The sequence below is a fragment of the Streptomyces purpurogeneiscleroticus genome, from assembly GCF_020024005.1.
In the GTDB taxonomy this organism is placed as follows: domain Bacteria; phylum Actinomycetota; class Actinomycetes; order Streptomycetales; family Streptomycetaceae; genus Streptomyces; species Streptomyces purpurogeneiscleroticus.
This window is the reverse complement of sequence record NZ_NHSG01000230.1, coordinates 1-14517: the sequence shown is the minus strand read 5'-3', so window position 1 is coordinate 14517 and position 14517 is coordinate 1. Positions and strand designations below refer to the sequence as shown.

The window sequence follows — 14517 nt, the reverse complement described above, 5'->3', positions numbered from 1 at the left end:
GCGACGACGGGGGCGGGCGGCGCACGGCACCGCCGGCGGTCTCGGTCGGGGTCGTCGTCTCGACCGTACGCGGCAGCTATACGGGGAGCTGCCCGCCGCCGTCCGGTGCGGCGCCGGCCTTCTCGGCGGTGATCACGGTGAGCCGCGGCCCGGCCGAGGTGGTCTACCGCTGGCGGTCCGACGGCGACCGGGGCCACGAAGGGAGGTGGCGGACGGCCCGCTTCCCCGGCGACGGGGCGCAGCGGGTGACGGTCGGCCACACGGAGACGGCGTACGAGGCGGACGGCACGCGGGCGGGCCGGGTCGCGGTACAGGTGCGGAGCCCGGAGGCGGGCACCTCGAACAGGGCCGCCTTCTCCCTGACGTGCGAGAGGGAGGCCCCGGGCGGCGGGGCCTCCCCTGCTCCTTCCTACCCGGAGCCGGCTCCCTCGGGCACGGACACGCCCCCGGGGCCGCCTCCCACGGAGACGGCCCCGGAACCGTCCCCTACAGAGACGGGGGCCTCGCCCACGTACGGCGGGGGCTCGCCCTCAGGGGACGAGAGCGCGCCCCCGGGGGACGACGGCTCGCCTTCGGAGGGTGACGGCTCGTCCTGGTACGGCGGGGATCACGTGGTGGCGCGGAACACCGGCAGGTAGCCGCTGGACTGGCCGGTGGCGGTCGGGTGGTAGGACTCCTCGACGGGATAGCGGACGCTGTGCAGCCAGGAGCTGCCCGAGCAGATCTCGTGGCCGGCGAAGGTGGTGTTGGCGTCGCCGAAGGCGAAGCCGTGGTCGGCGGCCCGCTTGGCGGTGACGGCGTTGAGGTCGTCCGCCGCGGCGTTTATGGCGGCGCGTTCCTTCTCCGTGAGGCCGGCGACGCAGGTGCCGCTCAGCTTGTAGAAGCGGGGGTAGCCCAGGACGGCGATCCGGGCGTTGGGCGCCTTGCCGGAGATGGCGCTGTACACCTGGTCCAGCTTTCCGGGGAGCGTGGTGTTGATGTACGTGCGCGCCTGCTGGACCCGGGACAGGCAGGCGCTCTCGGAGTTGAGCACGCAGGTGGTCATGGTGTCGGCGAAGCCGGCGTCGTTGCCGCCGACGGTCAGGGAGACCAGGGTCGTTTCGCCGTTCAGTGGCGTCAATTGGCTGTTGATGACATCACCCGTACGGGCCCCCGAGCAGGCCGCGAAGGTGAATGAGGCGGGTGAGTTCGCGGCGGCCCAGAGGGCGGGGTACGCCTTGCTGCTGCGCTTGCAGGAGCCGCTGCCACTGTCGTAGCTGCCGGCTCCGAGGCCGGAGGAGTAGGAGTCGCCGAGCGCCACATAGCGGGCGGCACCGTCGAGTTGGGCTGCGGAAGCGGGAGTGGCGCCGAAGAGTGCCAGGGACGAGGCGACGAGGAAGGCGGACAAGAAGCCCGCACATCTGGAAACTCTCATGGAACCTCCAATAGCAGGATCTCTGCCGCAACCGTGGTAGCAGCACGACCCGGGCCATGGAAGTGTTCATGCCAACTTTGCTACTCGCGTAGAGCATTACTGGCCACGCACTCCGGTGGATTACTGCACTATGTCGTGCATATGACAATTCGGCCAGGCCCTCTTGAATATTCCACCGACTCTCGCGAATCTTTCGTCCCAGCGGACTGTCGCACCCTCAACAGCCGCTCGTAGCGCACGAATCCGTGCGCCACCCCCCATGCGCACGCACCACGCGCACCTGATGAGGAGGACCCCCTCGCATGGCAGTGATGCGTACCACCACCAAGGTTTTCGGCCGGATCCCGGCCAGGCTCCGGATCGCCACGGCGGTCACCGCCGCGTCGGCCGCCGTCACCCTCGGCGTCACCGCGCTCCCGGCCCAGGCCGCGCCCGCCGAGGGCACGGTCATCGGCGCGGGCGCCGAGAACGCCGTCCAGGGCAGCTACCTCGTGACCCTGAAGAAGTCCGCGGGCCTCAAGGCCGCGTCCGCCGACGGCAGACGCCTGATATCCGCGCACGGTGGCACCGTGCGGCACACGTACACCGCTGCGCTCAACGGCTACGCGGCCCAGCTCTCCGCGGCGGAGGCGAGACGCCTCGCCGCCGACCCGGCCGTGGACCAGGTGTTCCAGGACACGACGGTGCACGCCACGGCCACTCAGGCCAATCCGCCGTCCTGGGGCCTGGACCGCATCGACCAGACGAACCTCCCGCTGAGCCGTAGTTACACGTACCCGGACAGCGCCGGAAGCGGTACCACCGTGTACGTCATCGACACCGGCGTCCGGATCAGCCACCAGGACTTCGGCGGCCGCGCCGTGAACGGCTACGACGCGGTGGACAACGACAACGTCGCGCAGGACGGCAACGGCCACGGCACCCATGTCGCGGCCACCGCGGCCGGCACCAGCTACGGCGTCGCCAAGAAGGCCAAGGTCGTCGCCGTACGGGTGCTCAACAACTCCGGTTCCGGCACCACCGCCGGGGTCATCGCCGGCATCGACTGGGTCACCAAGAACCACAGCGGCCCCTCGGTGGCGAACATGTCGCTGGGCGGCGGCGCGAGCACGGCACTGGACACCGCCGTGAAGAACTCCATCGCGAGCGGCGTGACGTACGCCGTCGCAGCCGGCAACAGCAACGTGGACGCGAACACCTCCTCGCCGGCCCGCGTCCCCGAAGCGCTCACCGTCGGCGCCACGACCAGCACCGACGCCCGGGCGAGCTACTCCAACTACGGCTCCCGCCTGGACCTGTTCGCGCCCGGCAGCAGCATCACCAGCGCCTGGCGGACCTCCGACACCGCCACCAACACCATCTCCGGTACGTCCATGGCCACCCCGCACGTAGCCGGTGCGGCCGCCGTCTACCTCGCCGGGCACCCCTCGGCCTCGCCCGCCGCGGTGTCGAGCGCCCTGGTCGGTGGCGCCACGTCCGGCGTCGTGACCAGCCCGGGCAGCGGTTCACCGAACAAGCTCCTGAAGATCGTTCCGTAACCTCCGGGCGCCCGCGCACGCCGGTGCCCACCACGTTCCGGACACGATCGGAATCAACCGTTCCATAGCTCGTACCACAGTTCCCGAGCGAGCCGCGTCCACCGCGACCAGTGCGGCGGACGTGGCTCGTTCACGTCTTCTTTGCATCTTGACGAGCACCCGGCAGCCGCGCCACATTGAAGCCCGGCATCGGGTGCTTATGAGCATCAGGCCGCTTTATGGGGGGCAAAGCTGCCAATGCAGACCAAGACCATCAACAGCAACAGATCGAGCGGCAGCAGACCGGTCCGGGGGGAGCCGACGCCACTGCTCGCGGGCGCCGCCGTCGCGGTGGGGGGTGTGGGTGCCGTGCTGGCGCTCTTCGACCTCGACTCGCCGCTGCGCGCGCCCTTCACGCTCTTCTTCCTGCTCGGCGCACCGGCGGCCGCCATCGCCGCCGCCCTGGGACGCCTGGACCCGCTCAGCCGCACGGTGGTCGCGGGCGCGGGGGCTCTCGCGGTCGACATGCTGGTCGCGCAGACGATGCTGTCCCTGCACGTGTGGTCGGCGCGCGGCGGGGTGGTGGCCGTGGCGGCGATCAGCGGCACCCTCTTTCTGCTGGCGAGCGTGGTGCGCCGGGGTGCGTCCGCGCCAGAGGCACGGACGGACTGAAGTGGACATCAGCGTGTACCGCCCCGGCGAGCTGAGCGGCGCCGACCGGGCGGCGTGGACTGCCGTGCAGTCCCAGGCGCACCTCCTGGGCTCACCGGCCCTGGCAAACCCCTTCCTCGCACCGGAGTTCGCGCTCGCGGTGGGCCGCTGCCGCCGGGGCGTGCGGATCGCGGCGATCAGGGAGGACGGCGAGCCGGCCGCGTTCCTGCCCTTCCAGCGGACCGCGCTGGGCGTCGGGCGGGCGATCGGCCTCGGCGTCTCGGACGCCCAGGGGCTGGTGCACCGGCCCGGTTTCCAGTGGGACGCGCGCGAGCTGCTGCACGCGTGCGGGCTGGCGGTGCTGGAGTTCGACCACCTGGTCGAGGGCCAGAAGCCTTTCGAGACGCAGCCGTTGCAGTCGTTCCCGTCCCCGGTGATCGACGTGGACCAGGGCTTCGAGGCGTACTTGGCCCGGCTGCGGAAGCAGTCGCCGAAGTTCACCCGCACGACCCTCGCCAAGGAGCGCAAGCTCGGGCGGGACGTGGGCGAGGTGCGGTACGTCCACGACGAGCGCGATCCGGCCGTTCTGCGCAGACTCATCGACTGGAAATCGGCGCAGTACCGAAGAACGGGACGCAGCGACCGCTTCGCGCGGCCCTGGATCACGCACCTGGTGGAGCAGCTGTTCCACACCCGCACCGACTCCTTCGCGGGCGTGCTGTCGGTCCTGTACGCCGGCGGGCGGCCGGTCGCCGCGCACTTCGGACTGCGTTCGGAGCGGGTACTGGCGTGCTGGTTCCCCGCCTACGACCCGGAGTTCGCGAAATTCTCGCCGGGGCTGATCCTGCATCTGCGGATGGCCGAGGGGGCCGCCGCGGATTCCATGGCGTACCTGGATCTCGGCCGTGGCGAGAAGGAGTACAAGGACTCGTTCAAGACACGCGAAATTCAGGTTTCCGAAGGGTGGGTGACGCGGCGCCATCCGGTGGCGCTGGGACATCGCGCGCGACGCGCTCCGGTAAAAGCACTGCGGAACACCGTGGTGACCCGGCCGGAATTATTCGAGCCGGCCGACCGGCTGCTCAAGCGGATGGGCCGGATTCGTACCGGAGACCTCGGAGTGACCCGCACCCTTTCCGCCGACAAGACAAAAGGGGATTTGTAGTTCCAGCACTTGCCATAGAGTGTCAATCATCAATACGGTCGTACAATCCACCCGCAACGGAACGTCATGCAGCGGCTCTAGGGGAGGGCTCAAGCGCCGCGACGGGGCCCGATGCGGGGCGCGGTAGGGGGGTGCCGTGCTCGATACGTGTGCCAGCGTCGAGCCACGAGCCGCGGAAACACGCATGCCAGCTCGCTCTGTCCGTCCGGTGTTCCATGCCGTGCTGAACAGAGTGTGAACCCCCCTTTCGAACCGGAAACACATCCGGGCTGCCCGGGGGTGGGCGGCCTACCGGACGAGAGGGAAAAAGACTCATGAGCTCGTTCCTTCGCCCTGCGGAGACGGAACAGAAATCCGCCGCGCGGATTCCCGCACAGGCGCAATACCGACCCGTTTCCTCGCACTTGGCGATTGCCCCGCCGGTCAGCGTCGTGATACCGGCGATGAACGAAGCGGAAAATCTCCCGTACGTCTTCAAGACACTTCCGGACTGGATCCATGAAGTGGTCCTGGTGGACGGGAATTCCACCGACGACACCGTTCAGGTGGCGCGGGACCTGCGGCCGGACGTCACGGTCGTCAAGCAGCGGGGAAAGGGCAAGGGGGATGCCCTGATCAGCGGCTTCGCGGCGTGCACCGGCGAAATCATCGTGATGATCGACGCGGACGGCTCGGCCGACGGCGGCGAGATCGTCTCCTATGTCTCGGCGCTGGTCGGCGGCGCCGACTTCGCCAAGGGCTCGCGGTTCGCCAACGGCGGCGGCACCGACGACATGACGCCCATCCGCAAGCTCGGCAACCGTGTGCTGACCACCCTGGTCAACACCAAGTTCGGCGCCCGCTACACCGACCTGTGCTACGGCTACAACGCCTTCTGGCGGCACTGCCTGGACGAGATCGCGCTGGACTGCGCGGGCTTCGAGGTCGAGACGCTGATGAACATCCGCGTCGTGAAGGCGGGATTGCGCGTCCAGGAGATCCCCAGCCACGAGTACAACCGCATCCACGGCGTCAGCAACCTCCGCGCGGTCCGGGACGGCATCCGCGTCCTGAAGGTCATCCTGCGCGAACGCGGCACCCGTAAGCGCGCGGTGCGGCCTGCCATGATCACGGGAGAGGTGTCTTGAGCGTCCGCATCTCCGTGGTGATCTGCGTGTACACCGAGGACCGCTGGGGCGACATTCTCGCCGCGGCGGCCTCGGTGCGTGACCAGCTGCACCCGGCACACGAGATCCTGCTCGTCGTCGACCACAACCCGGCCCTGCTGGCGCGGCTGCGCACGCAGTTCGCCGGGGCCACCGATATCAGCGTGCTGCCCAACGCCGGGCCCAGAGGTCTCTCCGCCGGCCGCAACACCGGCGTCGCGGAGTCCACCGGCGAGGTCATCGCGTTCCTCGACGACGACGCGGTCGCCGAGCGCGAGTGGCTGCTGCACTTCGCCGAGGGCTACGCCGACCCGAAGGTGATGGCCATCGGAGGCCGCACCGAACCGGTCTGGGCCTCCGGGCGCCGACCCGGCTGGTTCCCCCGGGAGTTCGACTGGGTCGTCGGCTGCACCTACCTCGGCCTGCCGCCGGGCCGGACCCGGGTGCGCAACGTCCTCGGCGGCAACGCCTCGTTCCGCCGCGAGGCGTTCGAGATCGCCGGCGGATTCGCCACCGGCATCGGCCGGGACGGCGACAAGCGGCCGCTGGGCTGCGAGGAGACCGAGCTGTGCATCCGGCTCACCCGTGCCTGCCCGGACGCCGTACTGCTCATCGACGACCGCTCGGTGATCCACCACCGGGTCCCCGCGGGCCGCGAGCGCTTCGCGTACTTCCGCACCCGCGCCTACGCGGAGGGCCTCTCCAAGGCCCTGGTCGCACGCAGCGTCGGCGCCCAGGACGGGCTGGCGACGGAGCGCCGCTACACCACCCGCGTGCTGCCCGCCGGGGTGGCGCGCGGCGTCCGCGACGCGCTGCTGCGCAGGCCGGGCGGCGCCGCCCGGGCGAGCGCGATCGTCGCGGGCGTGGCGGCAGCGGCCGGCGGCTATCTGGTCGGCACCGCCCGCACCCGCCGCTCCGGCGGCGGCTTCGTGATCGCGGCGGTACCGGGCCCCGCGCCGGACGCCGGGAACGAACCGCCCCCGGCCGAACCGGTACGGCTGACCGTGCGGACCGAGAAGCCCGCGCGCGGCGACGCTCCGGGCCCCGGCGAGGGAGTGCTGCGCGGTGACGAGGGGGCGGTGGCATGACCGGCCCGGAGGGCACCGCCCTCTCCCCCGTGCCGATCCTCATGTACCACGCGGTCGCCCACAAGCCGGCCCCCGCGACGCACGCCCTGTCCGTCGCGCCCGGCGCGTTCGCCGAGCAGATGGCGGTCCTGGACGACGAGGGGTACCACCCGCTGACCACCGCGCAGCTCGCGGCGGCCTGGCGGGACGGCGGCGCGCTGCCCGACCGCCCGGTCCTGATCACCTTCGACGACGGCTACGAAGGCGTGCACCGCCACGCCCTGCCCGTCCTCGCCAAGTACGGCTTCCCGGCCACCCTGTTCGTCTCCACCGGCTGGCTGCCGGGGCCGTACGACACCGGCGGCGCGCTGGACACCATGCTCGGCTGGGACCAGGTGCGGGAGCTGGCCGCGGCCGGGGTGGAGATCGGCGGCCACAGCCACACCCACCCCCAGCTCGACCAACTCGCCGACGACCGGCTCCGGTCCGAAGTACTGCGCTGCAAGGCGATCGTGGCCGAGCAGCTGGGCGCCGCCCCGGTGTCCTTCGCCTACCCGTACGGCTATTCCAGCCGGCGGGTGCGGCGGACGGTGCGCGCCGCCGGCTTCCACCAGTCGCTGGCCGTCGGCAACGATCTGGCCGGACGCCGGCAGGGCCCGTATGCGCTGCGCCGGCTGACCGTGCGGCGCAGCACGGACCTGGCGGAGTTCCGGCGGATCGTCGCCGGCGAGGCCATCGGCCGCACCTTCGCCAAGGACCGCGTCCTCACCAAGGGCTACGCCCTGCTCCGCAGATCGCGTCAGGCGATCCGGCTCTGCACGCCCGGGGGCTGACCCCGCGCGCCGCAGCGCCGACGCAATGCCGTCAGTGGGGCCCGGTGACGGACAGTGCCGGGCCTCAGGAAAGGGAACCCGAGCCAGTGTCTGACACGACCACCCGGACCGAGGAACGCCCGCGGGACCAGCAGGCACCGGACGGGCGCAAACTGCGGTTCCCGGGGCGCGGCGGCGGTACGCCCCTCTTCCGCAACGCCTATGCGCTGATGCTCAACACGGGCATATCCGGGCTGCTGGGCCTCGGCTTCTGGTTGGTCGCCGCGCGCTACTACACCGAGTCCGCGGTCGGCCAGGGCTCGGCGGCGATCGCCGCGATGAAGCTGCTCGCCGGGCTCACCGCGCTGACGCTGACCGGCGCGCTGGCCCGCTTCATCCCGGTCGCCGGGCGGGCGACGGGCCGGCTGGTGTTCCATACGTACGCGGGCAGTTCGCTGGTCGTGGCGGTGGCCGCCGGCGTCTTCCTGCTCACCCTGGACCTGTGGGGCCCGTCGTACCGCTTCCTGCACGGACCGCTCAACGGCCTGGGCTTCATCGTGGCGGTGATCGCCTGGTCGCTGCTGACCCTGCAGGACGGCGTACTCACCGGACTGCGCAGCGCCCTGTGGGTGCCGGTGGGCAATCTGGTCTTCTCGGCGGTGAAGCTGGCACTGCTGGTCGCGATCGCGACGGCCATCCCCACCGCGGGCGTCTTCGTCTCCTGGGTCGCGGCGATCGCGGTGTCCGTGATCCCGCTGGGCTGGCTGGTCTTCCGGCGCCTCGTGCCGCGCCACATCGCCGCCACCGCGCGCACCGTACGGCCGCCCTCGCTGCGCGAGATGGGCCGCTTCCTGGCCGGCGACTACACCGGCTCCCTCTTCTCGCTCGCGGTGGTCTATCTCGTCCCCGTCCTGGTCGCCTCGCAGGTCAGCGCGGCCGACAACGCGTACTTCTACATCACCTCCACCATCGGCGGCACGGTCAACCTGCTCGCCATCAACATGGGCGCCTCGCTGACCGTGGAGGGCTCGCACGACCCGGCGCGGCTGGCGGAGAACACCCGCGCCGCGCTGCGCCGGATGGCCCGCATCATGGTTCCGGTCGCCCTTTTCCTCTTCGTCTGCGCGCCGTACATCCTCGGCGTGTTCGGCAAGGGGTATGCGGACGCCGCGACGCCGCTGCTGCGCTGGTTCGCGGTCGGCGCGGTGCTGCGCGTGGTCATGGAGACGTACTTCGCGGTGCTGCGCGCGCAGAGCCGGACCTCGGGCCTCGCGTACCTCCAGGGCCTGCTGTGCCTCCTCGTGCTCGGCCTGACGCTGCTCCTGCTGCCCCGGATGGGGCTGGCCGGCGCGGGCGTCGCGGAGGTGTGCAGCCTGGCCGTGATCGCCTCGATCGCGACGGTGAAGCTGTACGGCGTGGTCCGGGGCCGCCCGGTGGCGCCGCTGGCCAAGACGCCGGCCGACGGGGTGGCCCCCGACGGCGACCTGGCGGACCTGGCGGTGCACGGCGACCTGGGCGACGCGGTACGCGCGCCCTCATGGGCGCGGCGCGCCCGGCTCGACGTGGACACGATGCCGCTGGGCGTGCATGTGGACTTCGACCACATGGAACGCCGCCCGGATGTGCGGCCGCCGCTGGCGGAGGAGCAGGTGGCGGACGCGCCACCGCCCTCCGGAAAGCCTTCCTGGGCGAAGGAACCCGACAGCCCGGCGGAGGCGCACACGCTGCCGCTGCCGGTCGTGGCCCCGTCGAGTGCGTCGAGTGCGTCGAGTGCGTCGAGTGCGTCGGAGGCGCATACCGTACGGCTGCCGAAGGTCACCCCGGCGGCGGCCCCGGCCGCTCCTGCTGGTCCTGCTGCTCCGGCCGCGGCGGGCGGCGCGGCAGGCACGAGCGGCGCGTCCCCGGCCCCCCGCGGCGGCGTGGCCGCCCGCCTCGCCGCCCGTCCCGACCTCGGCGTCTGGGCCCTGCTCGTGACCGCCCTCGCGCTCTTCTGGCTGCCGCTGCGCGGGATGGGCGACGCCGACCTGGACCGGATGGGCGGGCTCGGCCTGATCTCCGTCCTGCCCGTCGCGACGCTGACCGGCGCCGCCCTGCTCGCCGTGGCCTTCGCCGCGGCGCTGTGGCTCTCCCGGCCGCGCCGGGTCCTGCTGGCGGCGACGCTCCTCCTGACGGTCGTGGCGCTGCACGCGCTGCCCGCCGTCCTGGAGGCCGAGCCGCGCTTCGCCACCGCCTGGCAGCACCTGGGCTTCCTGGACTACATCGGCCGCACCGGCACCGCCGTACCGGACCTGGACGCGCGCTGGAGCTGGCCGGGCTTCTTCGCCGGGGCGCAGTTCCTCGCCGAGGCGTGCGGCGTCACCGACTTCGACGCGCTGCTCCGCTGGTGGCCGCTGACCATCCAACTCCTGTACCTCGCTCCCGTGTTCCTGCTGCTGCGCTCCGTACGAGCGGACTGGCGCGCGAAGTGGAGCGCGGCATGGCTCTTCGCGCTGTGCGGCTGGGTCGGCCAGGACTACTTCTCGCCGCAGGGCTTCACGTACCTGCTCTACCTCGTGTTCGTCGCGGTCCTCCTGGTGTGGTTCCGCGACCCCCGGGTGCTGCGCGGCAAGCTGCTCCCGGGTGAGGCCGAGGTGCGCCCGGCGAGCCGCGGACAGCGCGCGGTCCTGCTCGGCGTGCTGATCGCGCTGTTCACGGTCTCCGTGGCAGGTCACCAGCTCACGCCCTTCGTGATGCTCGGCGTGCTCGTCTTCCTGGTACTCGTGGGCCGTTCGACGCTGCGCGGACTGCCTCTGCTGCTCGGCGTGCTGGTCGTCTTCTGGATCGGCTTCCTCGCCGAGCCCTACTGGTCGGGCCACTTCGACGAGCTGTTCGGCGGCATCGGCGGCCTCGGCTCCAACGTCACCTCCTCCGTGGCGGGCCGTATCGAGGGCGGCAGCAGCACCCACAAGCTCGTCCTGTACACCCGGGTCCTGCTGGCCGGTTCGGTGCTCGCGCTGGCCTGCTGGGGCGCACTGCGGCGGCGCATGGCGGGCTTCGCCGAGCGCTCGCTGCTGGTGCTCGCCTTCGTGCCGTTCCTCGCCTTCGGGATGCAGTCCTACGGTGGCGAGATGGCGCTGCGCGTCTTCATGTTCGCGCTGCCCGGCGCGTGCGTGCTCGGCGCGCTCGCGCTCTTCCCGCGCGTCGGCCGTCGTGGTCTCGGGCCGCTCGCGGCCCTGCTGGCGGGCCTGGTGCTGGTCTTCGGCTTCCTCGTGGCCCGCTGGGGCAACGAGCCGTTCGAGCGGACCCGGTCCGGCGAGGTCGCGGCGATGGAGTACGTGTACGCCCACGACGAGCCGACCGTACGGCTGCTGTGGATGACCGACGACCCGGTCGACAACGTGACCCCGGACATGCCGTGGGGCGCCAGGGACATGGAGCGCATCCAGTACGAGCCGACCCTCGCGCCGCGCGACCCGGTGCTCGTCGGTCCGCTCGTCAAGGCGCTGAAGGACGCGGGGCCGCAGTCGTACCTGATCGTCAACCGCGGCCAGTCCGAGGCGCTACGGCTGGACGGCGGCTACCCCGACAGCTGGGAGCAGCGGCTGCGCGCGAACCTGGACAGCCGCTCCGACCTGCGGCGAGTGCTCGTCAACGACGACGCCGTGCTGTACGAGCTGAAGGACCCGCCGGCCGGCCCGGTACCGCAGCCCGCCCCGGGCCCGGCGGGCCCGAAGGTCACCTGGACGCCGTGGTCGGTGGCGGGCGGCCTGGCGGTGGTGGCGCTGCTCCTGCTGCTGGGCACCCGCGAGATCGTGCGGGTGGCGCTCCCGCCGAGCGTGGGCACGCAGCGCTGGGTCCAGGGCACGTTCTGGTTCTCGCTGCCGCTCCTCGTGGTCTTCCTGGCGGCCCTCGTGCAGCGGTTCGTGACGCTCTCGTAGGGGCGCCCTCGTAGGGGCCGTTCCTGTAGGGGCTGCTCTCGTAGGGGCTGCTCTCGCAGGAACGGCCTCCGCCCCGTTCGAGTACGGGGCGGAGGCCGTCGCCCTTCAGCGCTTCAGCCCTTCAGCGCTTCAGCCAGCGCAGCCCGTAGGCCGGCATGTCGAAGGTCCTGCCGTCGATCTTGGCCTGGATGGTCCGGTCGAGGGTATTGATCACCAGTACGGTGTCGTCGTCGGCGAGCACCCGTACATTCGGCCGGTCTTCCGGTGCGACGGAAACGGACCGGAAGTCGGTCCCCGGCGGGAATTCCTTCCCGAATTTCCCGAGCAGTTTCATCATCGGCAATTCGCCGCCGCCGTCATCCAGTTGCGTACTGCGCCACAGGCAGCCGGGGCAGTCCTTGCCCTCGTTCTGCGGATTCCAGTACAGCGCGGTCGCGACGCCGGCCCGCGCCATCTCCATCATCGCGGCGGCCTGGACGGCGGTACGGTGCGGCTCGCTCCAGCCGTTCCGGTCGTCGTTCTCGTCCGCGACCTCGACGTACCACTCCGACCACCACACCGGCAGCCCGGTCTCCTGGCGCAGCCACCGCGTCACGTCGCCGAATTTCTCCGTCGCCCGGAATTCGTCCGGCGCGTACTCGTTGTCCCTGGTGTAACTGGAGCCGTCGACGGCCAGGAAGTCGGCCCCGTCCTTGTGCTCGTTCCAGTACGAGACCGCGTCCAGGACCCGCTGGTCGACCGAGCCCCAGGGCCCCGCGAGATCGGACGCGTAGGATTCCTCACCGGGGCCGTAGCTGTCCATCACGATGTACGGCCCGCCGACCTGGATTTCCGGGTCGGCCTTCTTCAGCTCCTTGTACACGAGGTTGTACAGCCGCGTGTAACCCTCGTAGTCCCAGCGGTTCTTGTCCTCGTCGAAGAAGCCCTTGAATTCGTTCCAGACGATGAAGTGCCGGACCTCCGGGTAGCGTTTCGCCACCTTCCCCGCCAGCTTCGCGAAGTCCTCGTAGTGCTCCGGGCTCGGCGCCTTCTCCAGCTCGCCCCAGTCCGTTTTCCCGGCCTTGCCGCCCTTCATCCAGTCCGGCGAACAGCACAGGGTGAGGACGGGCGTGCCGCCGGTGCTCCGGATCAGCTCCAGCCGCCGGTCCAGGTCGCGGAAATTGTATTTCCCCGGGCTCGGTTCCGGATTGCGTGCGCCCCAGCCCATGATGTGCTGATTCTGCGCCATCGGGTCGCCGGTGAGCAGCCGGTCGGCCGCCACCTTGGCGGTGTCCGCGCCGCGGTCGGCGCTGAACTCCGTATGCGTGAACCCCCAGCCCAGCTGAGCCATCGGGTTCACACTGCCGAACACTCCGTTGTTCGCGCCCCTGCCTTCCTGTCCCCCCGGCGGAAACCCGCACATGACCAGGAGTAACGACAGAACTGTCACCCCCGTGCCGAGAAGCGCGGTGATCACCCACCGCGTGCGCCCCGGTATTACCACCCGTAACCCCCCATGACGTCCCACAACGGGCAAGCCTAGCCAGAATCCCGCCTGTTGAGCCGCAATACCGCGTAACGGTTGCCCTGCGGACAGAACTACCACGCCGCCTGTCAAGTGCCGGTCAAGCCCGCGTCCACCTCCGGTCCGGCCCGGGTAATCCCGGAATTCCGTGTACGGCACGCGGTCCATGCCGGATCATGGCCGGCATGTGTGCCGATCACCTGCCGCCGGCCGCCGCCGAGGAGTCGCTGCCGATCCGTCTGACGATGGACGACAGCGACTCCCCTTCCGACGTGGTGGACGCCCTTTTCCTGGGGCGGTTCGCCAACGGACGCCAGCCGTACGCCCTCAGCCGCTCCGTGGAGCGCGTCAAACCGGGTGTGACGCTGCTGCCGCCCGGCGCCGAAGTACTGCGCTCAGCGCGCGACGACGACCGCAGCGCGACCCTCGCCGAGGGCGAGGGCTGGACGCTGCTCGTCTCGCGCTGGAACCGCGGCGCCGACATCACGGTCACGGCCGTCAGCGACGAGCTGGCCCAGAAGGTGCTGGGCCAGTCCACGGACGGCGCCGAGGACGAGCCGGAGCCGCGGCCCGCCAACGTCACCATGGGCTTCTGGTACTACTCCCCGCGCCGCGGCCCGTACCGCACCACCCGGCAGATCTCCGCCGGCACCTGGGAGGAGATCCGGCCGAACTACACGGCGCCGGTCGCCGACGCGCTGGACGGCCTCATGAAGGTCACCCCCGAGGAGATCGCCGGCCGGCTGCTGCTCCTGCACGGCCCGCCGGGCACGGGCAAGACGTCCGCACTGCGCACGCTCGCCCGCTCCTGGCGCGACTGGTGCCAGGTCGACTGCGTACTGGACCCCGAGCGGCTCTTCAACGACGTCGGCTATCTGATGGACATCGCCATCGGCGAGGACGACGCGACGGGCCGGGGCCGCTGGCGGCTGCTGCTCCTGGAGGACTGCGACGAGCTGATCCGCGGCGAGGCCCGGCACACCGCCGGGCAGGCGCTCTCCCGGCTCCTCAACCTCACGGACGGCCTGCTGGGCCAGGGCCGCAACGTCCTCGTGGGCGTGACGACCAACGAGGACCTGGAGCGGATGCACCCGGCGGTGGTCCGGCCCGGCCGCTGCCTGGCCCGGATCGAGGTCGGCCCGCTCACGCGCACGGAAGCGGCCGGCTGGCTGGGCACGGACGAGGGCATCGGCCGCGACGGCGCGAGCCTCGCCGAACTGTACGCACTCCGCCGCGGCACCCGCCCCGCCGCCGTCCCCGCCCAGGACACGGGAGCGGACGCGGGGCTGTATCTGTGAGGAGGCGGGCGGGGCTGTATCTGTGAG

Annotated in this window: 10 protein-coding genes and 1 pseudogene; 9 read left to right on the top strand and 2 right to left on the bottom strand. The window is 71.3% G+C overall.

Translation table 11 applies throughout. The annotated features are described in order from the left end of the window. Window positions 1-638, top strand: a pseudogene (locus CCS38_RS15075) (hypothetical protein); the annotation flags it as partial. Here the strand turns inward: CCS38_RS15075 and CCS38_RS15070 are convergent. Beyond that, the gene (locus CCS38_RS15070) at window positions 608-1414 is read right to left on the bottom strand and encodes an SGNH/GDSL hydrolase family protein (RefSeq protein WP_223733776.1); all 807 of its coding nucleotides are present in this window, start codon (window positions 1412-1414) and stop codon (window positions 608-610) included. The pseudogene CCS38_RS15075 and the gene CCS38_RS15070 overlap by 31 nt on opposite strands. 302 nt (window positions 1415-1716) lie before the next feature. On the opposite strand from CCS38_RS15070, the gene CCS38_RS15065 reads away from it, so the two are divergent. The 7 genes from CCS38_RS15065 (at window position 1717) to CCS38_RS15035 (ending at window position 11688) form a co-directional block, all read left to right on the top strand. Continuing rightward, entirely contained in the window at window positions 1717-2952 is a 1236-nt protein-coding gene (locus CCS38_RS15065) for a S8 family peptidase (RefSeq protein ID WP_223733775.1), read from the top strand. Window positions 2953-3189: 237 nt separating this feature from the next. Further along, window positions 3190-3603, top strand: coding sequence for a hypothetical protein (locus CCS38_RS15060; protein WP_223733774.1), 414 nt, complete (start codon window positions 3190-3192; stop codon window positions 3601-3603). A gap of 1 nt (window position 3604) precedes the next feature. After that, the gene (locus CCS38_RS15055; protein ID WP_223733773.1) at window positions 3605-4747 is read left to right on the top strand and encodes a GNAT family N-acetyltransferase; all 1143 of its coding nucleotides are present in this window, start codon (window positions 3605-3607) and stop codon (window positions 4745-4747) included. 314 nt (window positions 4748-5061) lie between these two features. Next, window positions 5062-5874 (top strand): glycosyltransferase family 2 protein, encoded by an 813-nt coding sequence (locus CCS38_RS15050; RefSeq protein WP_223733772.1) that lies wholly within the window; start codon window positions 5062-5064, stop codon window positions 5872-5874. Then, window positions 5871-6980, top strand: a complete 1110-nt coding sequence (locus tag CCS38_RS15045; protein ID WP_223733771.1) for a glycosyltransferase family 2 protein — start codon at window positions 5871-5873, stop codon at window positions 6978-6980. The genes CCS38_RS15050 and CCS38_RS15045 overlap by 4 nt, the downstream gene beginning before the upstream one ends. After that, on the top strand, window positions 6977-7792 hold the full coding sequence (locus CCS38_RS15040; protein ID WP_223733770.1) for a polysaccharide deacetylase family protein: 816 nt from the start codon (window positions 6977-6979) through the stop codon (window positions 7790-7792). The genes CCS38_RS15045 and CCS38_RS15040 overlap by 4 nt, the downstream gene beginning before the upstream one ends. 86 nt (window positions 7793-7878) lie before the next feature. Further along, the gene (locus tag CCS38_RS15035; RefSeq protein ID WP_223733769.1) at window positions 7879-11688 is read left to right on the top strand and encodes a polysaccharide biosynthesis protein; all 3810 of its coding nucleotides are present in this window, start codon (window positions 7879-7881) and stop codon (window positions 11686-11688) included. 121 nt (window positions 11689-11809) lie between these two features. On the opposite strand, the gene CCS38_RS15030 is transcribed toward CCS38_RS15035, so the two are convergent. After that, window positions 11810-13195, bottom strand: coding sequence for a GH39 family glycosyl hydrolase (locus tag CCS38_RS15030; RefSeq protein WP_372457079.1), 1386 nt, complete (start codon window positions 13193-13195; stop codon window positions 11810-11812). Window positions 13196-13377: 182 nt separating this feature from the next. On the opposite strand from CCS38_RS15030, the gene CCS38_RS15025 reads away from it, so the two are divergent. Next, window positions 13378-14490 (top strand): DUF5925 domain-containing protein, encoded by a 1113-nt coding sequence (locus CCS38_RS15025; RefSeq protein ID WP_223733768.1) that lies wholly within the window; start codon window positions 13378-13380, stop codon window positions 14488-14490. The last annotated feature ends 27 nt before the right edge of the window (window positions 14491-14517 follow it).

Coding starts and splice junctions, on each gene's coding strand:
- CCS38_RS15040 (WP_223733770.1), top strand. CDS start 6,977: ATGACCGGCCCGGAGGGCACCGCCCTCTCCCCCGTGCCGATCCTCATG.
- CCS38_RS15065 (WP_223733775.1), top strand. CDS start 1,717: ATGGCAGTGATGCGTACCACCACCAAGGTTTTCGGCCGGATCCCGGCC.
- CCS38_RS15070 (WP_223733776.1), bottom strand. CDS start 1,414: ATGAGAGTTTCCAGATGTGCGGGCTTCTTGTCCGCCTTCCTCGTCGCC.
- CCS38_RS15060 (WP_223733774.1), top strand. CDS start 3,190: ATGCAGACCAAGACCATCAACAGCAACAGATCGAGCGGCAGCAGACCG.
- CCS38_RS15025 (WP_223733768.1), top strand. CDS start 13,378: ATGTGTGCCGATCACCTGCCGCCGGCCGCCGCCGAGGAGTCGCTGCCG.
- CCS38_RS15050 (WP_223733772.1), top strand. CDS start 5,062: ATGAGCTCGTTCCTTCGCCCTGCGGAGACGGAACAGAAATCCGCCGCG.